Origin of the sequence: Streptomyces griseoloalbus (assembly GCA_014650015.1) — a bacterium.
GTDB classification, from domain to species: domain Bacteria; phylum Actinomycetota; class Actinomycetes; order Streptomycetales; family Streptomycetaceae; genus Streptomyces; species Streptomyces griseoloalbus.
In genome coordinates this window covers 172,016-198,126 of sequence record BMUD01000003.1, presented here as the reverse complement: position 1 = coordinate 198,126, position 26,111 = coordinate 172,016, and the positions used below count along the sequence as shown (strand labels likewise).

Here is a 26,111-nt window from a genome sequence, read left to right as displayed (position 1 = left end):
AGCCTGACTGCCGCCTCTCCACGCGACCGTGGGGAGGCGGTGGCACATCCGGAACCCTCGAGGAGCAACGCAAGTGAGCAGCAACAGCGGTGACGTACGGCTCTGGGGCGGCCGTTTCGCCGACGGTCCCGCCGAGGCCCTGGCGAAGCTGTCCGCGTCCGTCCACTTCGACTGGCGTCTCGCCCCCTACGACATCGCCGGTTCGCGTGCCCACGCGCGCGTGCTGCACACGGCGGGGCTGCTCACCGAGGACGAGCTGACCCGCATGCTCGCCGGACTCGACCAGCTGGAAGCCGACGTGGCGTCCGGCGACTTCACCGGCACCATCGCCGACGAGGACGTGCACACCGCCCTGGAGCGGGGCCTGCTGGAGCGGCTCGGCCCGGACCTCGGCGGCAAGCTGCGCGCCGGACGGTCGCGCAACGACCAGGTGGCCACCCTCTTCCGCATGTACCTGCGGGACCACGCCCGCACCATCGGCGCTCTGATCGCCGACCTCCAGGACGCGCTGGTCGGCCTCGCCGAGGCCCACCCGGACGTGGCCATGCCCGGCCGCACCCACCTCCAGCACGCCCAGCCGGTGCTCTTCGCCCACCACGTCCTCGCGCACGTCCAGGCGCTGTCCCGGGACGCCGAGCGGCTGCGCCAGTGGGACGAGCGCACTGCCGTGTCGCCGTACGGCTCGGGCGCGCTGGCCGGATCCTCCCTCGGCCTCGATCCCGAGGCGGTCGCCCGCGACCTCGGCTTCGAGCACGGCAGCGCGGCCAACTCCATCGACGGCACGGCCTCCCGGGACTTCGTCGCCGAGTTCGCCTTCATCACCGCGATGATCGGCGTCAACCTCTCCCGGATCGCCGAGGAGGTCATCATCTGGAACACGAAGGAGTTCTCCTTCGTGACCCTGCACGACGCCTTCTCCACCGGCTCGTCGATCATGCCGCAGAAGAAGAACCCGGACATCGCGGAGCTGGCGCGCGGCAAGTCGGGCCGGCTGATCGGCAACCTGACCGGCCTCATGGCGACCCTCAAGGCGCTGCCGCTGGCGTACAACCGCGACCTCCAGGAGGACAAGGAGCCGGTCTTCGACTCCATCGACCAGCTGGAGGTCCTGCTGCCCGCGTTCACCGGCATGATGGCCACGCTCACCGTGCACCGCGAGCGCATGGAGGAGCTGGCCCCGGCCGGATTCTCCCTCGCCACCGACATCGCCGAGTGGCTGGTCAAGCAGGGCGTGCCGTTCCGCGTCGCGCACGAGGTGGCCGGCGAGTGCGTCAAGGCCGCCGAGGCAGAGGGCAAGGAGCTGGACCAACTGACCGACGAGCAGTTCGCGAAGATCTCCGCCCACCTCACCCCCGAGGTGCGCACCGTCCTCGACGTCCCCGGCGCGCTCGCCTCGCGCAGCGGCCGGGGCGGCACGGCGCCGGACGCGGTCGCCGTCCAGCTCGCCGAGGTCAAGGCGGACGTGGCGGTCCAGCACACCTGGGCGAACGCCAAGAAGTAACCCACCGGGTGGCACGTGGGCATCGCGGGTTACGTTGGTCGACAGCCGCAAGGAGCCGACCGAACGGAGCCCGCGATGCCCTTCGCCCGCCTCGCCTCAGTGACGACGCCCACCTGCCACATCGGCCTGGGCCTCGCCGCCGTCGGCCGTCCCGGCTACATCAACCTCGGCCGGGACCACGACCTCGGGGAGAACCGCAGCGTCGAGGCGCTGCGCACCCGCACGCATGAACTCCTCGACGCCGCCTACGCCCAGGGCGTGCGCTACTTCGACGCCGCCCGCTCCTACGGCCGCTCCGAGGAGTTCCTCGCCGGCTGGCTGCAGAACCGGCCCGACGTCGACGACGTCGTCATCGGCAGCAAGTGGGGTTACACCTACACCGCCGACTGGTCCGCCGACGCCGAGCGGCACGAGGTCAAGGACCACTCCCTCGCGGCGTACGAGCGTCAGCGCGCCGAGACCGACACCCTGCTCGGGGACCGTCTCGACCTCTACCAGATCCACTCGGTGACCCCCCAGAGCCCCGCCCTCACCGACAAGGAGCTGCACGCCCGGCTCGCGGAGGCGGCGGCCCGGGGGATCACCGTCGGCTTCTCCACCAGCGGCCCGGCCCAGGCGGACGCCATCCGCACCGCCCTCGCCGTCACGGTCGACGGCGAGCCCCTCTTCCGTACCGTCCAGTCCACGTACAACGCGCTGGAGACCTCCGCCGGGCCCGCGCTCGCCGAGGCGCACGACGCCGGACTCACGGTGATCGTCAAGGAGGGCATGGCCAACGGCCGGCTGGCCGGCCCGGGCGCCCCCGAGGCGCTGCGGGCCGTCGCCGAGGAGACCGGGCTGGGCTGTGACGCCATCGCCCTGGCGGTCGTCCTGCGGCAGCCGTGGGCCGGTGTCGTGCTCTCCGGCGCGGCGACCTCCGCCCAGCTCGCCTCCAACCTGCACGCCGCCGTCGTCGACCTCACCGACGACCAGCTGTCCCGCCTCGCCGGCCTGGTCGAGGAACCCCGGGCCTACTGGGAGCGGCGCGGACAGCTGCCCTGGCACTGAGCACCCGGGGGCCACTCTCACGAGCACGAGCACGAGCACGAGCACGAGCACGAGCACGAGCACGAGCACGAGCACGAGCACGAGCTCGAGCTCGAGCCATGAGACGCGCACGCAGCGCATGAGACGTTGGCGTCTCATCCGAGGTACGGTTGTCTCATGGCTGTCGATCGTGACCATGTGCTGCGCAGCGCCGCCGCCCTGCTGACCCGTAAATCCACCGCGACCATGGACGAGGTCGCCAAGGCCTCCGGAATCAGTCGCGCCACGCTGCACCGGCAGTTCGCCGGACGGGACGCGCTCATCCGGGCGCTGGAGGCGCTCGGGATCGCGGAGTGCGAGGCCGCCCTGGACGCGGCCCGGCCCGACGAGGGACCCGCCGGTGACGCCGTGCGCCGTCTGGTCGCCGGGATCGAACCGCACGCCCCGCTGCTCGCCTTCCTCTACACCGAGAACCAGCTGTTCGAGGGCGAGGAGCAGAACGCAGGCTGGGCCAGGATCGACGAGCGCGTCACCGCGCTGTTCCGGCGCGGCCAGTCGAGCGGGGAGTTCCGTATCGACCTCACCCCCGCCTGGCTCACCGAGGCCCTCTACGGACTGCTCGCCTCCGCCGCCTGGGCGGTGGCCGAGGGCCGTGTCGCGCCCAAGGACTTCACCCACATGATCACCGAACTGCTGCTCGGCGGCGCCCGACGCCCGGACAGCCCCGCACCGTCGGGACGGGGGAAGAGCTCATGACCAGCGCCCTGCGACCGGAGACCACGACCGAGGCGGTGCGGCGGCCGGGTCGGTGGCTCGCGCTGTCCGTCCTCGTGCTCGCCGTGCTGCTGGTCGCCGTCGACGCGACCGTCCTCGGCCTGGCCACCCCGTACATCAGTGAGGACCTCGAACCCACCGGCAGTCAGCTGCTGTGGATCGGGGACGTCTACTCGTTCGTGATCGCCGGTCTGCTCGTCTCCATGGGCAGCCTCGGCGACCGCATCGGCCGCAAGCGGATCCTGCTGTACGGTGCCACCGCGTTCGGCGCGATATCCGTGCTCAACGCCTACGCCGGCACGCCCGAGTCGATGATTGCCGCGCGGGCCCTGCTCGGTGTCGCCGGCGCCACCCTGATGCCGGCCACCCTCGCCCTGATCCGCAACCTCTTCCACGACCCGCGCGAACGCAGTCTCGCCGTCGGCGTCTGGGGCGCCGCCGCCTCCGCGGGCGCCGCGGTCGGGCCCGTCGTCGGAGGCTTCCTGCTCGAACACTTCTGGTGGGGCTCGGTCTTCCTGATCAACCTGCCCGTGATGGCCGTCCTGGTGGTCGTCGGCGTCAAGCTGCTCCCCGAGTCCCGCAACCCGGCCCCCGGCCCGTGGGACCTGACCAGTCTCGTACTGTCACTGGTCGGCATGGTCGGTGTCGTGTACGCGGTGAAGGAGACCGCGACGCACGGCGTCGGCGCGTCCGCCCTGGCCGCGGGGCTGCTGGGCGCGGGTGCCCTGTACGGATTCGTCCGCCGTCAGCTGACCCTCCCGGTCCCGTTGCTGGACATGCGGCTGTTCAAGCACCGCGGTTTCAGCGGCGCCGTACTGGCCGATCTGCTGAGCATCCTCGGACTGTCCGGGCTGGTGTTCTTCCTCTCGCAGTATCTGCAACTCGTGCAGGGGCGGCGCCCGTTGGAGGCGGGGCTGGCCGAACTTCCCGCAGCGATCGGCGCGGTGGTGGCCGGACTGGTCGCGGGCCGGGCCGCCCGGCGGTTCTCGGTGCGCTCGGTCGTCGCCGGCGGACTGGCCGCCGTCGGTCTCGCGCTGGCCGCGCTGACGGTGATCGGCCAGTCCACCGGTTATCCCCTGCTCGGGGCGGCGCTGCTGGTGGTCGGGGCCGGCGCCGGTTTCTCGTTCACCGTGACGGCCGATGTGATCCTCTCCAGCGTGCCCAAGGAACAGGCGGGCGCCGCCTCCGCCGTCTCCGAGACCGCGTACGAACTCGGCGCGGCCCTCGGCATCGCCGTACTCGGCTCCATCGTGACCGGTGTCTACCGCGGCTTCGACGGCCCCGCGGGCACGCCCGCCGCGGCGCACGAGTCGCTGGGCGGAGCCGTCGAGGCGACCGCCGGCCTGCCCGCCCACATCGCGCTGCCGATGCTCGACGCGGCCCGCCAGTCCTTCGTCGACGGCCTCGCCCTCGCCGCGGGCACCGGAGCGGCGGTCCTGCTGGCGGCGGCGGTAGCGGCCTGGTTCATGCTCCAGGGCCAAAAACTGGACGACCGCCCCCAGGGGCACCTGGGAGCCAACGCCTGAACAGCCCACCCCAGGGGGCGCGGGTCAACAGGAAGCCAACGCCTGGACAGCCCACCCCGAGGGGCGCGGGGAACTGCGCGACCAGCCACACCCCCCGCACCCGCGGCAGCACCCCAGCCAACCCCCGCCCTCGCCCCCCGCTCAGGCCGGCGCCCAGCGTCTACGCGGCCTTCGCCTTGCTGGCGTACATGTCGACGTACTCCTGGCCGGACAGCCGCATCACCTCGGTCATCACCGAGTCGGTGACCGCGCGCAGGACGTAGCGGTCGCGGTCCATGCCGTCGTAGCGGGAGAACTCCATCGCCTCGCCGAAGCGGACCGTGACCTTGCCCGGCCGGGGCAGACCCGCGCCGCCAGGCTGGAGCTTGTCCGTGCCGATCATGGCGAACGGCACGACGGGCGCACCGGTCATCAGAGTGAGCCGGGCGATGCCGGTACGGCCCCGGTACAGACGGCCGTCGGGGGAGCGGGTGCCCTCCGGGTAGATGCCGAAGACCTTGCCCTCCTCGAGCACCCGGCGTCCGGTCATCAGCGCCGCCACCCCGCCCCGGCCGCCGTCGCGGTCCACCGGGATCATGCCGACGCCGGTGAAGAACCAGGCCATCAGCCGGCCCTTGAGGCCCTTGCCGGTGACGTACTCGTCCTTGCCGATGAAGAAGACCTGGCGGTCGCAGACGAGCGGAAGGATCATCGAGTCGATGAACGTCAGGTGGTTGCCGGCCAGGATCACCGGACCGTCGCCCGGGATGCGCTCCGCGCCCTCCACCTGTGGGCGGAACATCAGGCGCATGATCGGTCCGAGCACTGCCTTGATGAGCGCGAAGCGGGACAACGGGCCCTCCGGTTCGAAGCGGACGTCGGTGAATGCCGTACGAGTCTGTGCAGGTGAGGACATTACTCGCGGCCCGGGGGGTTGCGCACATCGGGCTCATGTGAGTTCACCCGCGTCTTACGCACTTTTGACCCTGGTTCATCTGCGGTGGCCCGCCCGTGGGCGGCGCGAAACGCGGCCGTCGCACTGTGACGGAACTCGCCCGGACCCGCACACCGCACGGGTTCCCCCGTCCGCCCGGCCCAATCGGACGATCCGTCACATGCCCCCCGCAATACGACAGACGTGCGCCTGGGGTACATCATCCGTATGAGGGACGTACGCCATGGAACGTCACCCGTGTGTTCGGCCCGGGGTCTCCCGTCCGTCATCCACGCGCACCTACGATCGGCCCGCACCGGACGAGGCGACAGCAGGAGGCGCTCATGGCAACGCGGGAGTCGAACGAACAGACGGGCGGAACCGGACGGCGGGCCCTCCTCGGTGCGGCGGTGCTCGGCGCGTCCGGAACGGTCCTGGGACTGGGCGGCACGGCGAGAGCCGCCGGCGCCCGCCGCGGCGGCGGCCGAGGGCTGAAGAGCCTGCCCGTCCCGACGATCGTCGGGCACCGAGGGGCCAGCGGCTACCGCCCCGAGCACACCCTCGGCGCCTACCAGCTCGCCCTCGACATGGGCGCAACATCGTCGAGGCCGGTGACCTCGTGCCCACCAGGGACGGCCACATCGTCTGCCGGCACGAGCCGGAGATCGGCGGCACCACCGACGTCGCCGACCACCCCGAGTTCGCCGGCCGCCGCACGACCAAGACGCTGGACGGCGTCGCCGTCACCGGCTGGTTCACCGAGGACTTCACCCTCGCCGAACTGAAGCGGCTGCGCGCCGTCGAGCGCATCCCGGCCAACCGCCCGCACAACACCCTGTACGACGGCCGCTGGGAGATCCCCACCTTCGAGGAGGTGCTGCGCTGGCAGGACGAGCAGACGCGCAAGCGCGGCAAGCAGGTCTGGATCTACCCCGAGACCAAGCACCCCACCTACTTCCGCGATCTCGGCCTCGGCCTGGAGGAGCGGGTGGCGAAGCTGCTGCGCGAGTACGGCAAGGACGGCCGGAACGCGCCGGTCGTCCTGCAGTCGTTCGAGCCGACCAGCATCCAGCGGCTGCGCAGGCTCGTGGACAACCCGCTCGTGGTGCTCCTGTCCGGCGCCAACAGCCGCCCCTGGGACTTCGTCGAGTCCGGCGACCCGCGCACCGTCGCCGACCTCATCACCCCCGAGGGCCTGAAGGAGATCGCCTCCTACGCCCAGGGCATCGGTCCCACCCTCGACCTGGTCATCCCGCGCGACGCGAGCGGCAGGCTCACCGAGCCGACCACCCTGGTCCGCGACGCCCACCGGGCGGGCCTCATCCTGCACCCCTACACGATGCGCAACGAGAACCCCTTCCTGCCCGCCGACTTCCGCAAGGGCACCGACCCCGACGCCTACGGCGACGTCTTCGGCGCCTACCGGGCGTACTTCGCCACCGGCATCGACGGCGTCTTCACCGACAACCCGGACACCGGGCTGCTGGCCCGCGAGGACTTCGTCAACGACTGACACCCTTCGCCCCGGTCGGGGTGAAGTTCGGGCCGCCCCGGGCAACCCTGCCCGGGGCGGCCGAGTCGTTGCGCGTATGACACCTGAGCCGGTCACGGCGCACGAGCTGGTCGACTCCCTCCGTCCGCTGCTCCTCGCGGAGGCCGCCGCCGAGGCGCCCGGCTCGGGGGCCGAACCGGGCGACCTGGAACAGGCGGTCTGGCTCCGCCTCCTGGAGCGCCTCGACGCCGACGGCCCGCCGTCCGACCCCCCGGTCTGGCTCCGCCGGGCCGTCCGCGCGGAGGTCCGCCGCAGCCGCCGCACCGCCCGCCGCGAAAGAGGGCTGACCGGCGAACCCGCCGACGACGGCCGTCACGACCCCGAACGTCTCGCGCTCACCGCCGCCCGCCGCCGCGCCCTGCTGGACGCCGTGCGGCGGCTGCCCGGCCGCTGCCCCCGGCTGATGGAGGCCCTGCTGTCCCCGCGCGACCCGACATACGGGGAAATCGCTGGGGAGTTGGGTATGTCACAGGGCAGTATCGGTCCGGAACGTTCCAGATGTCTGGGATGTCTGCGGCGTTTGCTCACACGGGAGGTTGCGGCGCGCTGAGGACGGGGATAGGAGTGAGGGACGACAGGTGATCAGGTGAGCGGGAGGCATGCGCACATGGGCATGAGCGTGACCATCTCCGAGGCGGCCGAGCAGGACGCGGAGCAGATCTTCAGGTTGCAGTACCTGTGCTTCCAGAGCGAGGCGGCGCTCTACGGCAACTACCGCATCGACCCTCTCGTCCAAACCCTCGACTCGGTCCGCGAGGAGGTCGCCGCCGACTGCGTCTTCGTCGCCCGCCTCGGTGACGAGATCGTCGGCTCGGTGCACGGCCAGATCTCCGAGGACGGCACCGCCGCGATCGGCAAGCTCTGCGTCCACCCCCGCCTCCAGGGGCACGGCATCGGCGCGCGTCTCCTCAGGGCGGCGGAATCCGCCCTCGCCGGCGAGCGCGGCGCCAGGACGTTCCGGCTGCACGCCGGGCACCGCAGCGAGAGCAACCTGCGGCTCTACAGCAAGGTCGGCTACCAGCGGGTGGGCACGTCCCAGGGCTCGGACGGCGTACCGATGATCGTCCTGGAGAAGCAGGCGGAGGCCTACGCGACGACCGCCTGATCAGGCCGCGGGCCGCCTCGGCCGCGCCGTGCGCAGCCAGTACACGGCGGTGAGGGGCAGCAGCACGGGAATGAAGAGGTACCCCATCCCGTAGTCCGACCACACGGTCGCGTCGGGGAAGGCGGACGGATCCACCAGCGTCCAGGTGCCGACGGTCAGGACGCCCACGAGCTCGGCGGCGCAGCACACCAGCGCCGCCCTGCGGGCCGCCTCCCCGCCGCGGACCAGGGTGTAGGTGATGAAGCCGTAGACCACTCCGGCCAGCGCCGACAGGGAATAGGCGAGCGGGGCCCGGTCGAACTCGGTGGCGATCTGGTACGCGGAGCGCGACACGGCGCCGACGACCATCACCCCGTACAGCCACACCAGCAGCAGTCCGGGCCCGCCGATCAGCCGTGTCCGGTCCGGCTTCTGCCGCGTCGCGGCCATCTCAGCCTCCCCAGATGTCGTAGAGCCGCACCTCGAGCACGGCCAGCACGACACCGCTCGCGGCGACCGTCACCGATCCCCAGCGGCTGCGCTCGCCCAGCGACAGGAAGCCGGCCGCCGGGACGCACGCGAACGCGCCGAGCAGATACGCCACGAAGATCGTCGTGCCCTGCTCCGGTTTCTCGCCCCGGGCCAGCTGCACGATCCCGACGATCAGCTGGACCAGCGCCAGCAGCGTGACCACGGCCATCCCGATGAAGTGCCAGTCCTTCGTCGGCTGATCACGGTAGGCGGCCCACCCGCACCAGGCACCGAGGAGCAGCGCGGCGACACCGGTCACCACCGTCAGGACATCAAGCATGGCAGCGACTTTATTACGTCGGAAACGCCCCGCCGCGTTCGCCCCCGCAAGCATCCGGGCCGGCGTCCTTGCGGCCTCGTCGCCGGGCAGCGGACCGCTCGCCCCGAAGGCGCTCACCCGGGACCTCGTGCCGTGACGACCACGGGCGGGCGCGGGTCCGGCGCGGTCCGGCGCACCCGTAGGGTCGACCGCATGACGATCCACGCACAGGCCCTGCTGTTCGACAACGACGGAACCCTTGTCTCCTCCCTGCTGTCCGTGCGGCGCTGCTGGACGCGGTGGGCCGAGGAGTTCGGCATCACGGCCGAGGAGTTCGGGCGGGTCGAGCTGCACGGGCGGCCGGCCGCGGAGATAGCCGCCGACCTGCTGCCCGCCGATGTCGTGCCGGAGGCCGTCGCGCGGATCGAGGACCTGGAGGTGGAGGACGTGCCCAACGACGGTGTGCGCCTGCTGCCGGGGACCGAGGACTTCCTCGCGGCGCTGCCCGCCGAGCGCTGGGCCGTGGTGACCTCCGCCACGCGGCGACTGGCCGAGGCCCGCCTCGACGCCGTCGGCATCCTGCCCAAGACCCTGGTCGCCGCCGACGACATCACCCGGGGCAAGCCGGACCCCGAGCCCTACCTCCTCGCCGCCCGCATCCTCGGTGTCGACCCCGCCCGCTGTGTCGTCTTCGAGGACGCCCCGGCCGGACTCCAGGCCGGCCGCGCCGCCGGCATGACCACCGTGGCCTTGGCCACAACCCACCGGGCCGACGAGCTGACCGCCGACCTCGTCGTCGAGGACCTCTCGGCCCTGTCCGCACTGGTCACGGACGCGGGAGTGGAGATCTCCGTACGCCGCTGAGGCGCACGCGCCGGTGTCCACGGCTGTCCACTATCCGGACAGCCGTGACCGGGTCAGGTCCGAACGTCTGCTTTACTGATCGCATGACCACGACGAGCGACCGCACCGCTGCGACCGAGGCGACCCTGACGCCCGGTGCTCGTTGTATGTGTCAGTGCCGAATGCGCGCCTTCTAGAGGGCCCCCGCACCAGCTGAGCCTCGCGCCCCGAAGCGAGAGCCCGCTCATGTCCGGCCGCATGCGCCGCATACGCGACTGAGCCACGCCCCCGCGCGCACGTTCCTCCTCCACGGCTTCCTCCGCCGCCCGCGAGATCCGTGCGCCCAGGCTGCTTTCGACCCTGAATGCCTCGTGCCCGGCGCCCACGACGCGCCGCGCACTCGACAGTGACGGAAACCCCACGTGATCACCACTACGGGCCTCACGAAGGTCTACCGCTCCCGCGGCCGCGAGGTCACCGCCCTGGACGGCGTCGACCTGCACGTTCGCGAGGGCGAGGTCTACGGCGTCATCGGCCAGTCCGGTGCCGGCAAGTCCTCCCTCATCCGCTGCGTCAACCTGCTGGAACGCCCCACCTCGGGCACGGTGACCGTGGCCGGCCAGGACCTCACCGCGCTCGCCGGCCGCGGTCCGCGCGCCGGCCGGGAGCTGCGGCAGGCGCGCAGCCGCATCGGCATGGTCTTCCAGCACTTCAACCTGTTGTCCTCCCGCACGGTGCAGGACAACGTCGAGCTCCCGCTGGAAATCCTCGGCACATCAGGGAAGGAACGTTCCAGCAGGGCGCTGGAGCTGCTCGACCTGGTCGGCCTCGCCGACAAGGCCAAGGCCTACCCCGCCCAGCTGTCCGGCGGTCAGAAGCAGCGGGTCGGCATCGCCCGCGCGCTGGCCGGCGACCCCAAGGTGCTGCTCTCCGACGAGGCCACCAGTGCCCTCGACCCCGAGACCACCCGCTCGATCCTCGCGCTCCTGCGCGACCTGAACCGGCAGCTCGGACTCACCGTCCTGCTCATCACCCACGAGATGGACGTCGTGAAGTCGATCTGCGACTCGGCCGCCCTCATGGACAAGGGCCGCATCGTCGAGTCCGGCACGGTCACCGAACTGCTCGCCACCCCCGGCTCCGAACTGGCCGCCGCGCTCTTCCCGGTCGGCGGCGAGGCCTCCGGCGACGACCGCACCGTCCTCGACGTCACCTTCCAGGGCGAGAGCGCGACCCAGCCGGTCATCTCCCAGCTGTCGCGCACCTACAACATCGACATATCGATCCTCGGCGCAGCCATCGACACCGTGGGCGGCCTGCAGGTCGGCCGGATGCGCATCGAACTGCCCGGCCGCTACGAGGACAACGTCGTGCCGATCGGCTTCCTGCGCGAACAGGGACTGCAGATCGACGTGGTGCACCACGAACAGTCGCCCGCGCTGGTGAAGGAGGGGGCCAAGTGACCTGGTCCACGATGCAGCCGCTGCTCGAACAGGCCTGTACCGAGACGCTGGTGATGGTCGGCTGGTCCACCCTCATCGCCGTCGTCGGCGGCCTCCCGCTCGGCGTCCTGCTCGTCCTCACCGACAAGGGGGGACTACTGCAGAACACCGTGGTGAACAAGGTCATCGGGCAGATCGTGAACATCGGCCGCTCGCTGCCGTTCATCATCCTCATGGTCGCCCTGATGAACTTCACCCGCTGGGTCACCGGCACCACCATCGGCAGCGAGGCCGCGATCGTGCCGCTCGCCATCGGCGGCATCCCCTTCTTCGCCCGGCTCGTCGAGACGGCCGTGCGCGAGGTGGACCACGGACTCGTCGAGGCCGTGCAGGCGATGGGCGGCAACACCTGGACCATCGTCCGCAAGGTCCTCGTCCCCGAGGCGCTGCCCTCGCTGATCGCCAGCACCACCACCACGATCATCGCGCTGATCGGCTACTCGGCCATGGCCGGCACCGTCGGCGGCGGCGGACTCGGCGACCTCGCCGTCCGCTACGGCTACCAGCGCTTCGACACCGGCCTGATGTGGATCACCGTCGCGATCCTCGCCGTGGTCATCTCGCTCATCCAGTTCGCCGGCGACTACGCCGCCCGCGCCCTGCACCGCCGCGGCGGCCGCTCGGGCTCCTCGCCAAGGCTGCGGCTGCTGAAGGCCAAGGAGCCCGCCGCGGCCGACGTCAGCAAGGTCGCCTGACTCCCCCCAGGACTCCCCGTCTCACACAAGACCGGGTCGCACCACCAAGGAAAGGCACTTTTCGTGCGTAACACCGCCAAGATCACCACCGCCGTCCTCGCCGCCGGAGCCCTCACCCTCGGGCTCACCGCCTGCGGCTCGGAGCAGGACGCCGCCTCCGACACCTCCGGCCCGCTGATCGTCGCCGCGAGCCCCGTGCCGCACGCCGAGATCCTGACCTTCGTCAAGGACAACCTCGCGGAGAAGGCCGGCCTCGACCTCGAGGTCAAGGAGTTCACCGACTACGTCACGCCGAACACGGCGACGGAGGACGGCTCGGTCGGCGCCAACTTCTTCCAGACCCAGCCGTACCTCGACGACTTCAACAAGAAGAACGGCACCCACGTCGTGTCCGTCGTCGACGTGCACCTGGAGCCGCTCGGCCTGTACTCGCACAAGGCCGACAAGGCCGAAGAGCTCAAGAGCGGTGCGACCGTCGCGATCCCCAACGACACCGTCAACGAGGGGCGCGCCCTGCAGCTGCTCGCCGCCAACGGGCTCCTCACCCTCAAGGACGGCGTCGGCACCGCGGCGACCCCCGCGGACATCACCAAGAACCCGAAGAACCTGAAGTTCAAGGAGCTGGAGGCCGCCCAGACGCCGCGCTCCCTGGACGACGTCGACGCCGCGGTCGTCAACGGCAACTACGCCATCGAGGCCGACCTCAAGCCCGCGAAGGACGCCCTGGTCCTCGAGTCCGCCAAGGGCAACCCGAACAGCAACCTCCTCGCGGTCAAGGAGGGCAACGAGGACGACCCGCGCGTGAAGAAGCTCGCCGAGCTCCTCACCTCCCCCGAGGTGAAGAAGTTCATCGAGGACAAGTACGCCGGTTCCGTCCTCGCCTCCTTCTGATCCGCCTTCCTCCGGTCCGGCACGCCGGCCACTCACGGGGTCCACTCCGCTGCAGGGAGTGGACCCCGTCGTGCGGTTCGGTGCTTTCATGCTGCATGCTGGGCAGTTCAGCAGCACCCGACGGTCTCTCAGGTTACGGAGCGGCGCATGACGAGCACCTTCCCCAACATCTCCATCAGCACGGAGCGGTTGGTGCTGCGTCCCCTCGACACGGACGACGTCCCCGCCCTCGCCGCGATGATGAACGACGACCAGGTCGCCGCCTGGACCGACGTCCCCCAGCCGTTCACCGAGCAGGCCGCCCACGGCTGGATCACCGAGCACGCCCCCGCGGAGCGCGAGGCCGGCCGCGGACTCGACCTCGCCGTCACCGAGTTCCTCACCCAGCGCCTGGTCGGCATCATCCAGCTGACCAAGACCAACTGGCACGTGCGGTCCACCGAACTGTCGTACATCATCGCCCCCTGGGCGCGCGGCGAGGGCTACGCCTCCGAGGCCGCGCTCGCCACCGCCCAGTGGCTCTTCGGCGACCAGAGACTCGAACGCATCGAACTGCGCACCGCCGCCGACAACACCGCCTCCCAGCAGGTCGCCCAGAAGATCGGCTGCATCAGCGAGGGCGTGCTCCGCAACGCCTGCATAGCCCACGTCCGCACCGACGACGGCGGCTGGAGCGACATACGCACCGACTTCATCGTATGGAGCCTGCTGCCCGAGGACATCGAGGGCGCGGACGGACACCTGGCCGACACCAGCGGGTTCACCGGCTACACGGACTGGAACTGACCTCCCGGGGACCCGCCGCCCGCGATACCGCCGCAGCGGTTCATGGCCGCACCAGGTAACCTCAGCAAACCCGCCCCAGGGCGGGACAGCCGACGACGACCTGCGAAAACCCCAGGAGACTGACGACGATGGCGGACCGGGTCACGGTGATCGGCTGGGACGGCTCGCCGCTGACCGCCGCGGCACGCGCCGCGCTGGGCGCCGCCACGCTGGTGGCCGGCGCCTCCCACCACCTGGCACTGCCCGAGGTGCCCCCGGGCGCCGAGCGCATCCGGCTCGGGTCCGTCGTCCTCGCCGCCCGCCGCATCGCCGCCCACCGCGGCACGGCGGTCGTCCTCGCCGACGGCGACCCCGGCTTCTTCGGTGTCGTACGGACCCTGCGCGCACCGGAGTTCGGCCTGGAGGTCGAGGTCGACCCCGCCGTCTCCTCGGTCGCCGCCGCCTTCGCCCGTGCCGGAATGCCGTGGGACGACGCCCACGTGGTGGTCGCGCACCCGCGCACCCTGCGCCGCGCGGTGAACGTATGCCGGGCCCACACCAAAGTGGCGGTCCTCACCTCGCCCGGCGCCGGCCCCGCGGAACTGGGGCTGCTCATGGAGGGCATCCACCGCACCTTCGTCATCTGCGAGGAACTCGGCACCGAACGCGAACAGGTCACCGTCGTCACCTCGGACAAGGCCGCCGACCACACCTGGCGCGACCCCAACGTGGTGATCGTCATCGGCGGACCGGTCGGGGCGGGCGAGTCCGGCGGCTGGATCGCCGGACGCGACCCCGCCGGCGGCCCGCGCGGCTGGTCGCTGCCGGCCGAGGAGTACGGCGGCGAACTCGGCGAGGGCGAGCGGGAACCGCTGCGCACCTCCCAACTCGTGCGGCTCGGACCGAGGCTCGGCGACCTCGTCTGGGACATCGGCTGCGGCAGCGGCGCCTTCGCCACCGATGCCGCCCGCGCCGGCGCCGCCGTCATTGCCGTCGACAGCGACCCGCGCGCCTGCGCCCGCACCGACTCCACCGCCCGACGGCACGGCGTCCAGCTCCAGATCGTCCACGGCACCGCCCCGCACGTACTGGAGAACCTCCCCGAGCCGGATGTCGTCCGGGTCGGCGGCGGGGGAGCGGCCGTGGTCTCCGCGGTCGCCGACCGCCGCCCGCAGCGCATCGTCGCGGACGCCGCGACCCGCGACGCGGCCGAACTCATCGGCCGGACCCTGACGGAGCACGGCTACGAGGTCGAGTGCGCCCTTCTCCAGTCCGTCGAACTCGACACCCGGGCCTGGACGGAGAAGGAACGGAGCGTCGCGTTCCTGCTCAGCGGGGTGCTGCCCGCGCGCGGCAACTGATCCGGTAGCCGTCCCCGTGATCGGGTTGTCGTACCGCGCGCGGTAGGCTGGCCGATCGTTGTACCGCACTCGGACACCCGGCGCTTCGTCGGTCAATGTCCCAGAAAGCGCGCCCGTTTTGAGGTGTGTGTGGTACGGCAGAACCGGAGGACGCGCAACGTGGCGCAGTCCACAGCGGAACCGTCGCCGATCAAGCTGACGCGACGGCCGTGCGGCCGCGACAATGCCAGTGAATGGCTTTGTCGCCTTTTTCGGACGGGCCGTTCGTGCCGCTGGGGACGCACGCTCGTTCTTCAGTGTGGGGCGGTCGGTGCGCCGTTCCGGGTGAGCTGGTCGTAGGAGCACTAACCGATGGGCGAGGGGTACGCATGACCGACACCGGCCAGGTCCCGGGCGAGGGACTGCCGGAGAACGCAGGCATGGTGGAGCAGCCGGGCGTCCCCGCGCCCGGCACGTACACCTACCTCTCCGACAGTCCGGCCAGTCCGGCCGAGGACGAAGACCTCTTGCTGCCCGGCGCCCAGGGCGCCTGGGGCAACGAGATCGCCCCGCCCCCGCCCGAGCCGGTTGTCGAGACCGTGCACGAGCCGGGCCCGCACGAGATGGCCGGCCGCGACAGCGGCTCGGTCGACCTCGGCGGCGTCCGGCTCCCCGACCCGCCGCAGTCGGCGTCGGCCGCGCCGCGCCGCCCGCTGCACCTCGGCCCGCCCATCCCCGACCTCTCCGCCGGCCCGGTCCGCTCCCTCGCCGACCGCGGCCCCGCGGACCTGCCGGCCCGTCAGGCCGGCCCGCCGACCCTCGGCCCCGAGTACCTCGACGTCCCGCGCGCGCGCGAGGCGGCGGCTCCGCAGGCAGCGGCGCCCTGGGGCGCGCAGGCCACGGTGAGCGCGGGGGCGGCGGCTGCGGAAACGGTTGTTCCGTCGCCGGAGCCGGTGGACGCGGCACAGGCGGTCGTCACCCGCGTGGCCACGGAGGCGGTCGCCGCGCAGGACACCGAGGGTGCGGCCGGGGACTTCGGCCATGACGCCCCCGTGGGCACCGGCGCTGCCGAGGCCGCGACACCCCACGCCGTCCCGGGCACCCCCGTCGGGGTGGTGGACCACACCCGGCCCACCGCCCCCGCCGCCGAGCCGGGCCACGCCCCGGAGCCCGAGGCGCCGCAGGCCACCGTGCCGGGCCACGCCCCGACGATCGAGGCGTCCGCCCCGGGGGCCGCGCCGTCCACGCAGGCCGCTGTGTCGGAGCAGGTCCAGGGGCCGGAGGCATCCCAGGTGCCGGGCGCGGCGCCCGCCGCGGAAGAGTACGTGCACGGGGCCGCCGCGCCGCAGGCCGAGCCCGTCGCGGGAGCACCGGAGTACGCACAGCCGCCCGCTGCGCCGCAGGCCGAGCAGATGGCGGGAGCCGACGCCGCCGCGCCGGGGACCGTCCGGACGGCCGACGCGTCCCAGGCGCCCGCGACCGAGCCGTCCGCGCAGGCCGCTGTTCCGGAGGAGGCCCAGGGGCCGGAGGTCGCACAGGATCCGACGGCGGATTCGGCCGCGGCGGAACACCCGCAGGGGCCCGACGCGCCGCAGGCCGCCGGGACGCCGGATGCCGAAGTCGCTGCGGCGGAACACGTCCAGGCGGCGGAGCACGTCCAGCCGGCGGAGGCGTCCGGAGAAACCGAGGCACCCGCGCCCGCGACCGTGCCGTCCACGGAGGCCGCTGTTCCGGAGCACGCCCAGGAGACCGGGGAGAGTGCGGGCGCTCAGGTACCGGGCGCGGAGGCCGCGACGCCGGAGGATGCGCAGGGCCCTGCGTCCCGGGCCGCTCAGGCACCGGCCTCCGAGGCCACCGTGCCGGAGCACACCGTGGAGGCGCAGATGCCCACGCCGGGCGCCGAAGCTGCCGCATCGGAGCACGCCCAGGAGACCGAGGCGGCCTCGGGCGCCCAGGTACCGGACGGGGACGCCGCGACGCCAAAGGACGCCCAGGGACCGGCGGCGCCGCAGGCCGCTCGGGAACCGGGGGACGAGGTCATCGTGCCGGAGCACCCCCGGGACGCGGAGGAGACGCAGGCCCCCCACGGGCCGGGCGCCGACGCGCTCCCCGAGACCTCCGCCGCGGAACCGGACACCACCGCGCCCGTTGCCGCCGCGCCCGCGGCAGTTCCCGGCCCGGCCGCCACGGTCGAGGCGGACACGGCTCAGGCCGTCCCGGAACCGGCCGACGCCGTCGCACCCGCCCCCGGGACGGCGGGCGACGAAGCCCCCGAGGGGATCCCGGCCGAGGCACCCACGACCCAGACCCCGGCCCCGGCCTCCGCCGGCCCGGAGGCACTGCACGCTCCCGAGGAAGCGGTCGACGCCGCAGCCACCGCGGCTTCCGCTGCCGTCACCGAGCCCGTGCCCGGCCCCGACCCGGACGCGTCCGACCCGTCCGCCGTCACCACCGCACCCGAGACCGACACGGCGCCGTCCGCGCCGGCCACGGCGGACACGCATCCGGTCCAGGGCCCCCAGCAGACCCCCACCACGCCCCTCCCCGGCACCGTCCCCCTGGAACCCGACCCGGACCAGCCCCTGGGGCAGTTCGTCCCCGTGGACGGCACCGTGCCCACCACACCGCATCTCGCGCCCACCCCACCGCGAGGCGTGACCGTACCGGCCCCGCCGGACGCCGAGTCGGCGCAGAGCCCGGAGGACCTGGACACCCTGGGCGCCGGCGTGGGGGCGGAAGGGGAAGACCAGGCCGAAGCACAGGCCGAAGCGGCACCGCCCGCCGGCCCGGCCGCCCCCGGCTACGACGACGCCGAGCGCGAGGCCGTGCTGAAGGTCATGCGCGAGCGCCGGGACATCCGCAACGGCTTCCGCGGCGACCCCATCCCGCACGAGGTGCTGCTCCGCGTCCTGGAGGCCGCCCACACCGCGCCCTCCGTCGGCCACTCCCAGCCCTGGGACTTCGTCGTCATCCGCTCCGCCGAGACCCGGCGCAGCATGCACGAACTGGCCATGCGCCAGCGCGACGCCTACGCCAAGTCCCTTCCCAAGGGCAGGGCGAAGCAGTTCAAGGAACTGAAGATCGAGGCCATCCTCGACACCCCCGTGAACATCGTCGTCACCGCCGACCCGACGCGCGGCGGCCGGCACACCCTCGGCCGCCACACGCAGCCGCAGATGGCGCCGTACTCGTCCGCGCTCGCCGTGGAGAACCTCTGGCTCGCCGCACGCGCCGAGGGCCTCGGCGTCGGCTGGGTCAGCTTCTTCGACGAGCGCGAGATGGTCCGCGTCCTCGGCCTGCCCGAGCACCTGGAGGTCGTCGCCTACCTGTGCGTGGGGTACGTCGACGAGTTCCCGGACGAGCCCGAGCTGATGCAGGCCGGCTGGTCCAAGCGCCGCCCGCTGTCCTGGGTCGTGCACGAGGAGACGTACGGCCGTCGCGCCCTGCCCGGAGAGGAACCCCACGACCTGCTTGCCGAGACCGTCGCGCACATCCGCCCGCTGGACGCCAAGGCGCTCGGCGAGGCGTGGGAGCGCCAGAAGCGCATGACCAAGCCCGCCGGCGCGCTCGGCATGCTGGAGATCATCTCCGCCCAGCTGTCCGGACTGTCCCGTCAGTGCCCGCCGCCGATCCCCGAGCCCGCGGCCGTCGCGATCTTCGCAGGCGACCACGGGGTGCACGCCCAGGGCGTCACCCCCTGGCCGCAGGAGGTCACGGCCCAGATGGTCGCCAACTTCCTCGGCGGGGGAGCGGTCTGCAACGCCTTCGCCGCGCAGGTGGGCGCCGAGGTCTGCGTCGTCGACGTGGGCGTCTCCTCCGACCTCCCGGCCACGCCCGGTCTGCTGCCGCGCAAGATCCGCGCCGGCACGTCCGACATGACCACCGGCCCCGCGATGACCCGCGAGGAGGCCAAGAAGGCCATCGAGGTGGGCATCGAGACCGCGCGCGACCTGGTCGCGGCCGGCAACAAGGCCCTGCTGACCGGCGAGATGGGCATCGCGAACACCACCGCGTCCGCCGCCCTCATCTCCGTCTTCACCGGCGCCGACCCGGCCGAGGTCACCGGCCGCGGCACCGGCATCAACGACGAGACCCTCGCCCGCAAGACGGAGGTCGTGCGCCGCGCCCTCGACGTCCACCAGCCGGATCCGGCCGACCCCATCGGCGTCCTGGCCGCAGTCGGCGGCTTCGAACACGCGGCCATGGTCGGCCTGCTCCTCGGCGGGGCGTCGCTGCGTACGCCGGTCATCCTGGACGGCGTGAGCGCCGGCGCCGCCGCCCTGGTGGCCCGGGCCATCGCCCCCGAGGTCCTGGCCGCCTGCATCGCGGGGCACCGCAGCGCCGAGCCCGGTCATGTCGCCGCCCTCAACAAGCTGGGCCTGCGCCCCCTGGTCGACCTCGACCTGCGGCTCGGCGAGGGCACCGGCGCGCTGCTCGCCCTGCCGCTGGTGCAGAGCACGGCGCGGGCCATGCACGAAGTGGCGACGTTCGACTCGGCGGGCGTCACCGAGAAGTAGCGTCCGGACCGGGGCGGGTACCCGCGGCGCACCGTCGCCGTCCGGCCCGCCCCGCCGTACGCTGAACACCCCCTCTAGAATCCGCACGTCAGGGCTGCTCCAGTGCCGTAGCGCCCCACGCACGCCGCCCGTACGAGGAGCCGCACCCTCATGGCCGAACACCCCGCCTACCCCGTGGGCCTCCGCCTCACCGGCCGCCGAGTGGTCGTGCTCGGCGGTGGACAGGTCGCCCAGCGCCGCCTCCCCGCCCTCATCGCGGCCGGCGCGGACGTCCTCCTGGTGTCCCCCGGGGCGACCCCCTCCGTCGAGGCCATGGCCGACGCGGGCGAGATCACCTGGGAGCGGCGCGGCTACGCCGACGGCGACCTCGCGGACGCCTGGTACGCCCTGATCGCGACCAGCGACCCCGAGGCCAACACGCGGGCCTCCGCCGAGGCCGAGCGCCACCGTGTCTGGTGCGTCCGCTCCGACGACGCCGACCGGGCCACCGCCTGGACCCCGGCGACCGGGCACAGCGAGGGCGTCACGGTGGCCGTCCTCACCACCGACGCCAAGGGCCGCGATCCCCGTCACACCGCCGCCATCCGCGACGCCGTGGTCGAGGGTCTGCGCGACGGCACCCTCGTCGCCCCGCACCACCGCACCCGCACCCCGGGCGTCGCCCTCGTCGGCGGCGGTCCCGGCGACCCGGACCTGATCACGGTGCGCGGCCGCAGGCTGCTCGCCGAGGCCGATGTCGTCATCGCCGACCGGCTCGGCCCGCGCGACCTGCTCGCCGAACTCCCGCCGCACGTCGAGGTGATCGACGCGGCGAAGATCCCCTACGGCCGGTTCATGGCCCAGGAGGCCATCAACAACGCGCTGATCGAGCACGCCCGGCAGGGCAAGTCGGTGGTCCGGCTCAAGGGCGGCGACCCCTACGTCTTCGGGCGCGGCATGGAGGAGCTCCAGGCGCTCGCCGAGGCGGGCATCCCGTGCACCGTCGTCCCGGGCATCTCCAGCTCCATCTCGGTCCCGGGCGCGGCCGGCATCCCGGTCACCCACCGCGGTGTGGCGCACGAGTTCACCGTGGTCAGCGGTCATGTCGCCCCCGACGACGAGCGTTCCCTGGTCGACTGGCCGTCCCTGGCGAAGCTGACCGGCACCCTGGTGGTGCTGATGGGCGTCGACAAGATCGGCCGGATCGCCGAGACCCTGGTCGCCCACGGCAAGTCCCCCGACACCCCGGTCGCCCTCGTCCAGGAAGGGACCACGGCCGCGCAGCGCCGGGTCGACGCCACCCTCGCCACGGTCGCCGGGACGGTCGTCGCGCAGGAGGTCAGGCCGCCCGCCGTCATCGTCATCGGCGAGGTCGTCGCCGTGGGCCGGCCCGGGGCGGTGTGACATGGCCGAACTCATCACCCTCGACGACCCCGACGACCCCCGTCTGTACGACTACACGGGCCTGACCGACGTGGAACTGCGCCGCAAGCGCGAACCCGCCGAGGGCCTGTTCATCGCCGAGGGCGAGAAGGTCATCAGGCGCGCCGGGGAAGCGGGCTACGCGATGCGGTCGATGCTGCTGTCGGCGAAGTGGGTCGACAGCATGCGGGACGTCATCGACCGGGCAACCGCCCCGGTGTACGTCGTGGATCCCACGCTGGCCGAACAGGTCACCGGCTACCACGTGCACCGCGGCGCGCTCGCCTCCATGCGGCGCGAACCGCTGCCCACCGCGGCCGACCTGCTCCGGACCGCCCGCCGAGTGGTGATCATGGAGTCGGTCAACGACCACACCAACATCGGCGCCGTCTTCCGCTCCGCCGCCGCCCTCGGCATGGACGCCGTCCTGCTCTCCCCGGACTGCGCCGACCCCCTCTACCGCCGCAGCGTCAAGGTCTCCATGGGCGCGGTCTTCTCCGTGCCGTACGCGCGTGTGGACACCTGGCCCAAGGGTCTGGACGCGGTCCGCGAGGCGGGCTTCACCCTCCTCGCCCTCACCCCCGACGACAAGGCCCGGTCCCTCGACGAGGTGGCGCCCCACCGCATGGACCGTGTGGCGCTGATGCTGGGCGCGGAAGGGAACGGCCTGTCCACCCGGGCCCTGGCCGCCGCCGACGAGTGGGTCCGCATCCCGATGTCCCACGGCGTCGACTCCCTCAACGTGGGCGCCGCGGCGGCGGTCGCCTTCTACGCGGTGGCGACGGGCCGCCCCCAGGAGTAGGGGCGAGCAGGAGGGGGGTGTGCTCTCAGCCGTCCTGTTCCCGTGCCGCGACGTACCGCTCGTACATGGGCTCGTCCTCGGGCAGCGATGTGTACCCGCCGCCGGCGACCCGCTCCTGCTCCCGTACGCCGCCGTCGCCGCCGAGGCCGCGTGAGGGTCCCTGGCAGCCCTGTACCAGCGCGATACCGAGGGCGACCACCAGCGTCACGACGACGAACACGAACAGCCGCTGCCGGAGCAGCCGCGGATTGGCAGGCCGCAGGCCGGTCCCGGTCGGCCGGGACCGCGGACGCCGGGCACCGGTGCCGGACCGGGTCGTGTTCCGGGACGCCGGTGCGGGCCGGGACCCCGACCGGGACGGCGTACCACCGCGCGGGGAGCCGTCGCGTGAGGAGCCCCGGCGCGAAGCGGGCACGCTCCGGTTGTTCCGCCCGGAAGACGGCACGCTGCCCTTGGGAGCGGGACCGCGCCCGCCCGGCCCACCGCGTGGCGCAGGAGTGCCCTGGCCCCCCGGCCGGCGCTGCGCGCGCTCCGGGTAGGTGTCCGCGAGGCGGCCGGTGGGCCGCTCCGCCTCGGCGCCGCGCGGCGCCGGCGGACGGACGTCGGCGAGGCCCTGGGCCTCCCGGGCCGCGATCTCCTTGAGCCGCAGCGACAGTTGGAGCGTGCTGGGCCGCTCCTCCGGGTCCTTCGCCAGACAGGCGCGGACGAGCGGGGCCAGCGCGTCCGGGACGCCGTGCAGTTGCGCCTCCTCATGCACGACGCGGTACAGCATCACCTCGGAACTGCCGTGCCCGAAGGGCGAGTCGCCCATCGACGCGTAGGCGAGCGTGGCGCCCAGCGAGAACACGTCCGTGGCGGGGGTGACGGCGGCGCCGCGCACCTGCTCCGGGGCGAGGAATCCGGGCGAGCCGACCGCCGTGCCGACGTGCGTGAGCGTCGAGGCGCCGGTCGCCCAGGCGATGCCGAAGTCGATGATCCGCGGCCCCTTCGGGGACAGCAGGATGTTGGACGGCTTGAGGTCCCGGTGCACCACACCGGCCTCGTGGACCGCGACCAGCCCCTCGGAGAGGGCCGCGCCGACGGCGGCGACCTCGGCGGCGCAGAGCGGCCCCTCGTCGGCGACCTTGTCGTGCAGCGACGGCCCGGGCACGTACTGCGTGGCGAACCACGGCCGGTCCGCGTCGAGGTCGGCGGCCACCAGCCGGGCCGTACAGCCCCCGCGGATGCGCCGTGCCGCCGAGACCTCACGCGCGAACCGCGAGCGGAACTCCTGGTCCTCCGCGAGGTCCGGCCGGATGACCTTCAGCGCGACCCGCTGCCCCTTCTTGTCGGAGCCCAGGTACACCACGCCCATCCCGCCCGCGCCGAGCCGTCGGTGAAGCCTGAAAGAGCCGACGACGCGCGGGTCCTCGCGCCTCAGGCGCATCATCGCCATGTTCATCCCCGCTGCCCGGTCCTGTGACGTGCCACAGCTTACGTTTCCACGGCCGCCCGTGCGCAGAGGCCGCGCCCTCTCGAACCGATCGATTGTCAGTGCCCGGTGGGACACTGGAAGAGTGGTCAGGGAGCGCGTGAGCAGGCCGGGTTCACGCGGCGCGTGATCCCAACCATCCGACACCGAAGGGGGATTGATCGCGTGAAGGGTGATCGTGTGGAGATCGTCGTGGACGCGGGGGACACGACGCGTACGTACGAGGTCGTGGCGAGCAGGGCCGGGCGCCGGGTGGAGACGGCGGTGCGCCGAGGAGTGGTCGAAGTGAGCGAAGTCACCCGAACCGGGGCCGTGGTGCGGACGGCCCGTTTCATGGCGAACCGGGTACTCGCGCTGGTGGAACAGCCGATACCGCGGGAGGAGAGCTCGGAGAAAGCCGGACAGAGCGGGCGGCCCTTCCGGGATGTCCCTGAGACGTAGGACCCCCTCTCCACCCAGGGGAGTACACGGCGGGTCATGGCTCATCCTCCGGGAGGCCCGGAAATCGGTACGAGGGCATGACGTCCGGGAAGCGCCGGGCGCCTAGATTTGAGGTCAAGCGGCGGGTGCAGCACTCGTCCCCCGAGGTCAGACGCCCGCCGCTGCCAAAGACAACAGAAACGGTCAGGAGAGGGACCATGGCCCACACGGCACCGCGGACAGAGATCCGCACGCGGGAACGCGGCGAGGGCCGTCGCCACCCGCTGGTGGCGACGCTGATGGCCCTTCCCCTGGCGGTCCTGCTCCTCCTCGTCTTCGACGGGTGGGAGACGGTGACCACACAGGCGTCGTCCGTGGGTGAGATGCTGGGGCGCTGAGCGGCGACCCCAGGCCCGGAAGAGCGGTCCGGGCGGGGACATCCATCCATGAAACCCCGTGGGGACGGGGGTGCGGCGGACGGCAGAAAATGCCGGCGCAGCTGGGGAGCTGCGCCGGCATTGCCGTGTCCGCACGTCACTGCGGGCGGTCGTGCCTCCCCGGTACCCCAAGAGCTCGGGAGGTGCCTTCGCAGTGGCACGGGTGGGCGCAAGCGGCGCGCCCCGTGAGCGCCGGGATGCACAACCCGCCCCCGGTCCCCACCCCTGCCGGTCACCCTCCACGTACGCTCCCCCCAGACCGACCTCCCAGGGAGCCAAGTGACCCCCGACCCCCTCCTCCCCGAACTCACCGCCCGCGCCAGGCGCATGGCCCACAGCCGCACCCCCACCTGCCCCTGCGGAGCCACCCGCACGCTTCTGCACCGCCCCGATGCCACCGTCGTCCGCCACGCCGACACCGTCGCCAAGGCCCACCCCCCGGGCACGGACCCCGCCGACCTGGCCCTCCGCCTCACCGCCGCCGCGCAGCACCCGGACGTCTTCCTGCGCCCGCTCAGCCCGACGCCGGTCGCCCTGCACGGCCGCCTGGTGACCTTTTGGCCGTACGGCACCCCCGTGGACCCGGACGACCCCGACGCCGCCCCCTGGGAATCCGCCGCCACCCTCCTCGCCCGCCTGCACCGCACCCCCGTCCGTGGGCCGTTGCCCACGATGCGCGGCCCGGCCAAGGCCGCCCGTGCCCTCGCCCGCCTGCGTGCCATCGGCGACACCCCGCCCGCCGCCGTCCCCGTGCTGCGGGCCTGGGCCACCCTGCCCGCCTGGGCCCGCGCCGAAGCGCCCATGCCCGACACTTCCACCGCCCTGTGCCACGGCGATCTCCACCTGGGCCAGCTCGTACGCCTCCCCGACGGCCCGTGGCGGCTGATAGACGTCGACGACCTGGGCGTGGGCGTCCCCGCCTGGGACCTCGCGCGTCCGGCGGCCTGGTTCGCGTGCGGGCTCCTCCCGGCGGAGGAATGGGCGCGTTTCCTCGACGCCTACCGCGCCGCGGGCGGACCGGCCGTCCCCGCCGACGCCGACCCATGGGCCGTACTCGACGTCCCGGCCCGAGCCCTCACCGTGCAGACCGCCGCCCGGATGATCACCAAGGCCGTGGTGGAGCGGCGGCTCCTGGACGAGGTGGAGCAGTCCGTGGTCGACGCCTGCGAGCGCATGGTCACCCTCCCGCCGCGGGAGCGCCACGAGTTCGGGAAGTAGGGTGCAACCGACTGCAGCCGGACAGAGTCTGTCCTGGCGAAACGTGAAGCAGGGCCGACCGGCGAGGAGTTGAACCGATCATGCAGTGTCCCAAGTGTCGTGCGCCGATGCACACCTACAACCGCAACGGCGTTCAGATCGAGCAGTGCAGCGGGTGCCGAGGCATCTTCCTCGACTACGGCGAGCTGGAGTCGCTGACCCGTCTCGAGTCCCAGTGGTCCCAGCCCGCGCCGCCCGCCCCGCCCGCCGCCCCGCAGGCGTACCCGGCGGCTCCTGCCCCGCAGCCTCCCGCGTGGGGCGCGGCCCCGCACGGCGGCCACTACGGTCACCGCCGGCACAAGAGCTTCGGGCACATGCTGTTCTCGTCCTGAGGACTCCGGTCGTTCCCAGGATCCCCTGATCCTGGGAACGACCGAACCCCCGGCCGCTGGCGCGGCCGGGGGTTCGGTGGGGTGTGGACGATACTGGGATTGAACCAGTGACCTCTTCCGTGTCAGGGAAGCGCTCTCCCGCTGAGCTAATCGTCCTCGGGACCACGATCACTCCGGGGAGCGGATCATGGGCACTGCGTGCGCGATACTGGGATTGAACCAGTGACCTCTTCCGTGTCAGGGAAGCGCTCTCCCGCTGAGCTAATCGCGCG

At 72.8% G+C, this 26,111-nt stretch carries 23 protein-coding genes, 2 tRNA genes and 1 pseudogene; 20 read left to right on the top strand and 6 right to left on the bottom strand.

Annotated elements, in window-relative coordinates:
• Window positions 1-73: 73 nt before the first annotated feature.
• The 4 genes from argH (at window position 74) to IE178_RS06145 (ending at window position 4,827) form a co-directional block, all read left to right on the top strand.
• Complete coding sequence (gene argH, locus IE178_RS06160; protein WP_193511558.1) at window positions 74-1,501, top strand: argininosuccinate lyase; 1,428 nt, start codon at window positions 74-76, stop codon at window positions 1,499-1,501.
• A gap of 75 nt (window positions 1,502-1,576) precedes the next feature.
• Window positions 1,577-2,548, top strand: a complete 972-nt coding sequence (locus tag IE178_RS06155; protein ID WP_193511557.1) for an aldo/keto reductase — start codon at window positions 1,577-1,579, stop codon at window positions 2,546-2,548.
• Window positions 2,549-2,704: 156 nt separating this feature from the next.
• A complete protein-coding gene (locus IE178_RS06150; RefSeq protein WP_193511556.1) occupies window positions 2,705-3,283 on the top strand; it encodes a TetR/AcrR family transcriptional regulator in 579 nt (192 codons plus the stop codon).
• Window positions 3,280-4,827, top strand: coding sequence for an MFS transporter (locus IE178_RS06145; protein ID WP_193511555.1), 1,548 nt, complete (start codon window positions 3,280-3,282; stop codon window positions 4,825-4,827). The genes IE178_RS06150 and IE178_RS06145 overlap by 4 nt, the downstream gene beginning before the upstream one ends.
• 160 nt (window positions 4,828-4,987) lie before the next feature.
• On the opposite strand, the gene IE178_RS06140 is transcribed toward IE178_RS06145, so the two are convergent.
• Window positions 4,988-5,659 (bottom strand): lysophospholipid acyltransferase family protein, encoded by a 672-nt coding sequence (locus tag IE178_RS06140; RefSeq protein ID WP_184765589.1) that lies wholly within the window; start codon window positions 5,657-5,659, stop codon window positions 4,988-4,990.
• A 425-nt stretch (window positions 5,660-6,084) separates the two neighbouring features.
• Between IE178_RS06140 and IE178_RS06135 the strand changes: the two are divergent.
• The 3 genes and pseudogenes from IE178_RS06135 to IE178_RS06125 all read left to right on the top strand — a co-directional run bounded on the left by IE178_RS06135 (window position 6,085) and on the right by IE178_RS06125 (window position 8,397).
• Window positions 6,085-7,253: pseudogene (locus IE178_RS06135) on the top strand (glycerophosphodiester phosphodiesterase).
• Window positions 7,254-7,329: 76 nt separating this feature from the next.
• Complete coding sequence (locus tag IE178_RS06130) at window positions 7,330-7,842, top strand: sigma-70 RNA polymerase sigma factor region 4 domain-containing protein (protein ID WP_184765591.1); 513 nt, start codon at window positions 7,330-7,332, stop codon at window positions 7,840-7,842.
• 57 nt (window positions 7,843-7,899) lie between these two features.
• Window positions 7,900-8,397, top strand: a complete 498-nt coding sequence (locus tag IE178_RS06125; RefSeq protein WP_184765708.1) for a GNAT family N-acetyltransferase — start codon at window positions 7,900-7,902, stop codon at window positions 8,395-8,397.
• Here the strand turns inward: IE178_RS06125 and IE178_RS06120 are convergent, their stop codons facing one another.
• Both IE178_RS06120 and IE178_RS06115 read right to left on the bottom strand, forming a co-directional pair.
• Window positions 8,398-8,826 carry a hypothetical protein gene (locus IE178_RS06120; protein ID WP_184765592.1) on the bottom strand — a complete coding sequence of 143 codons (429 nt, stop codon included), beginning with the start codon at window positions 8,824-8,826 and terminating at the stop codon, window positions 8,398-8,400.
• Window position 8,827: 1 nt separating this feature from the next.
• Complete coding sequence (locus IE178_RS06115; RefSeq protein ID WP_184765593.1) at window positions 8,828-9,187, bottom strand: hypothetical protein; 360 nt, start codon at window positions 9,185-9,187, stop codon at window positions 8,828-8,830.
• A gap of 192 nt (window positions 9,188-9,379) precedes the next feature.
• Between IE178_RS06115 and IE178_RS06110 the strand changes: the two genes are divergently transcribed.
• The 9 genes from IE178_RS06110 (at window position 9,380) to IE178_RS06070 (ending at window position 21,922) form a co-directional block, all read left to right on the top strand.
• A complete protein-coding gene (locus tag IE178_RS06110) occupies window positions 9,380-10,030 on the top strand; it encodes an HAD family hydrolase (RefSeq protein WP_184765594.1) in 651 nt (216 codons plus the stop codon).
• A gap of 401 nt (window positions 10,031-10,431) precedes the next feature.
• The gene (locus tag IE178_RS06105; RefSeq protein ID WP_193511554.1) at window positions 10,432-11,472 is read left to right on the top strand and encodes a methionine ABC transporter ATP-binding protein; all 1,041 of its coding nucleotides are present in this window, start codon (window positions 10,432-10,434) and stop codon (window positions 11,470-11,472) included.
• Window positions 11,469-12,206 (top strand): methionine ABC transporter permease, encoded by a 738-nt coding sequence (locus IE178_RS06100; protein ID WP_184765596.1) that lies wholly within the window; start codon window positions 11,469-11,471, stop codon window positions 12,204-12,206. The genes IE178_RS06105 and IE178_RS06100 overlap by 4 nt, the downstream gene beginning before the upstream one ends.
• 63 nt (window positions 12,207-12,269) lie before the next feature.
• On the top strand, window positions 12,270-13,097 hold the full coding sequence (locus IE178_RS06095; RefSeq protein WP_184765597.1) for a MetQ/NlpA family ABC transporter substrate-binding protein: 828 nt from the start codon (window positions 12,270-12,272) through the stop codon (window positions 13,095-13,097).
• A gap of 147 nt (window positions 13,098-13,244) precedes the next feature.
• On the top strand, window positions 13,245-13,883 hold the full coding sequence (locus IE178_RS06090) for a GNAT family N-acetyltransferase (protein WP_184765598.1): 639 nt from the start codon (window positions 13,245-13,247) through the stop codon (window positions 13,881-13,883).
• A 128-nt stretch (window positions 13,884-14,011) separates the two neighbouring features.
• Window positions 14,012-15,223, top strand: coding sequence for a precorrin-6y C5,15-methyltransferase (decarboxylating) subunit CbiE (gene cbiE, locus IE178_RS06085; RefSeq protein ID WP_193511553.1), 1,212 nt, complete (start codon window positions 14,012-14,014; stop codon window positions 15,221-15,223).
• 368 nt (window positions 15,224-15,591) lie between these two features.
• The gene (gene cobT / locus IE178_RS06080) at window positions 15,592-19,719 is read left to right on the top strand and encodes a nicotinate-nucleotide--dimethylbenzimidazole phosphoribosyltransferase (protein ID WP_193511552.1); all 4,128 of its coding nucleotides are present in this window, start codon (window positions 15,592-15,594) and stop codon (window positions 19,717-19,719) included.
• 150 nt (window positions 19,720-19,869) lie between these two features.
• Window positions 19,870-21,102 carry a uroporphyrinogen-III C-methyltransferase gene (gene cobA / locus IE178_RS06075; RefSeq protein WP_184765601.1) on the top strand — a complete coding sequence of 411 codons (1,233 nt, stop codon included), beginning with the start codon at window positions 19,870-19,872 and terminating at the stop codon, window positions 21,100-21,102.
• A gap of 1 nt (window position 21,103) precedes the next feature.
• Entirely contained in the window at window positions 21,104-21,922 is an 819-nt protein-coding gene (locus IE178_RS06070) for a TrmH family RNA methyltransferase (protein ID WP_193511551.1), read from the top strand.
• Between the two features lie 25 nt (window positions 21,923-21,947).
• Here IE178_RS06070 and IE178_RS06065 read toward each other — a convergent pair whose 3' ends face one another.
• The gene (locus IE178_RS06065; protein WP_184765603.1) at window positions 21,948-23,363 is read right to left on the bottom strand and encodes a serine/threonine-protein kinase; all 1,416 of its coding nucleotides are present in this window, start codon (window positions 23,361-23,363) and stop codon (window positions 21,948-21,950) included.
• Between the two features lie 195 nt (window positions 23,364-23,558).
• Between IE178_RS06065 and IE178_RS06060 the strand changes: the two genes are divergently transcribed.
• The 4 genes from IE178_RS06060 (at window position 23,559) to IE178_RS06045 (ending at window position 25,839) form a co-directional block, all read left to right on the top strand.
• Window positions 23,559-23,834, top strand: coding sequence for a DUF8836 family protein (locus tag IE178_RS06060; protein ID WP_184765604.1), 276 nt, complete (start codon window positions 23,559-23,561; stop codon window positions 23,832-23,834).
• A gap of 197 nt (window positions 23,835-24,031) precedes the next feature.
• Window positions 24,032-24,211 carry a hypothetical protein gene (locus IE178_RS06055; protein WP_193511550.1) on the top strand — a complete coding sequence of 60 codons (180 nt, stop codon included), beginning with the start codon at window positions 24,032-24,034 and terminating at the stop codon, window positions 24,209-24,211.
• A 318-nt stretch (window positions 24,212-24,529) separates the two neighbouring features.
• Window positions 24,530-25,468, top strand: a complete 939-nt coding sequence (locus tag IE178_RS06050; RefSeq protein WP_193511549.1) for an aminoglycoside phosphotransferase family protein — start codon at window positions 24,530-24,532, stop codon at window positions 25,466-25,468.
• An 80-nt stretch (window positions 25,469-25,548) separates the two neighbouring features.
• Window positions 25,549-25,839 (top strand): TFIIB-type zinc ribbon-containing protein, encoded by a 291-nt coding sequence (locus tag IE178_RS06045; RefSeq protein ID WP_193511548.1) that lies wholly within the window; start codon window positions 25,549-25,551, stop codon window positions 25,837-25,839.
• An 84-nt stretch (window positions 25,840-25,923) separates the two neighbouring features.
• On the opposite strand, the gene IE178_RS06040 is transcribed toward IE178_RS06045, so the two are convergent.
• Window positions 25,924-25,995: transfer RNA gene (locus IE178_RS06040), tRNA-Val, on the bottom strand.
• A 43-nt stretch (window positions 25,996-26,038) separates the two neighbouring features.
• Window positions 26,039-26,110, bottom strand: a tRNA-Val gene (locus IE178_RS06035).
• Window position 26,111 lies beyond the last annotated feature (1 nt).

Excerpts from the sequence above, each read along its gene's own strand:
- IE178_RS06120 (WP_184765592.1), bottom strand. The coding sequence starts at position 8,826 with ATGGCCGCGACGCGGCAGAAGCCGGACCGGACACGGCTGATCGGCGGG.
- IE178_RS06130 (WP_184765591.1), top strand. The coding sequence starts at position 7,330 with ATGACACCTGAGCCGGTCACGGCGCACGAGCTGGTCGACTCCCTCCGT.
- IE178_RS06070 (WP_193511551.1), top strand. The coding sequence starts at position 21,104 with ATGGCCGAACTCATCACCCTCGACGACCCCGACGACCCCCGTCTGTAC.
- cobT (WP_193511552.1), top strand. The coding sequence starts at position 15,592 with ATGACCGACACCGGCCAGGTCCCGGGCGAGGGACTGCCGGAGAACGCA.
- cbiE (WP_193511553.1), top strand. The coding sequence starts at position 14,012 with ATGGCGGACCGGGTCACGGTGATCGGCTGGGACGGCTCGCCGCTGACC.
- cobA (WP_184765601.1), top strand. The coding sequence starts at position 19,870 with ATGGCCGAACACCCCGCCTACCCCGTGGGCCTCCGCCTCACCGGCCGC.
- IE178_RS06065 (WP_184765603.1), bottom strand. The coding sequence starts at position 23,363 with ATGAACATGGCGATGATGCGCCTGAGGCGCGAGGACCCGCGCGTCGTC.
- IE178_RS06150 (WP_193511556.1), top strand. The coding sequence starts at position 2,705 with ATGGCTGTCGATCGTGACCATGTGCTGCGCAGCGCCGCCGCCCTGCTG.
- IE178_RS06090 (WP_184765598.1), top strand. The coding sequence starts at position 13,245 with ATGACGAGCACCTTCCCCAACATCTCCATCAGCACGGAGCGGTTGGTG.
- IE178_RS06155 (WP_193511557.1), top strand. The coding sequence starts at position 1,577 with ATGCCCTTCGCCCGCCTCGCCTCAGTGACGACGCCCACCTGCCACATC.
- IE178_RS06125 (WP_184765708.1), top strand. The coding sequence starts at position 7,900 with ATGGGCATGAGCGTGACCATCTCCGAGGCGGCCGAGCAGGACGCGGAG.
- IE178_RS06115 (WP_184765593.1), bottom strand. The coding sequence starts at position 9,187 with ATGCTTGATGTCCTGACGGTGGTGACCGGTGTCGCCGCGCTGCTCCTC.
- IE178_RS06145 (WP_193511555.1), top strand. The coding sequence starts at position 3,280 with ATGACCAGCGCCCTGCGACCGGAGACCACGACCGAGGCGGTGCGGCGG.
- IE178_RS06055 (WP_193511550.1), top strand. The coding sequence starts at position 24,032 with ATGGCCCACACGGCACCGCGGACAGAGATCCGCACGCGGGAACGCGGC.
- IE178_RS06110 (WP_184765594.1), top strand. The coding sequence starts at position 9,380 with ATGACGATCCACGCACAGGCCCTGCTGTTCGACAACGACGGAACCCTT.
- IE178_RS06045 (WP_193511548.1), top strand. The coding sequence starts at position 25,549 with ATGCAGTGTCCCAAGTGTCGTGCGCCGATGCACACCTACAACCGCAAC.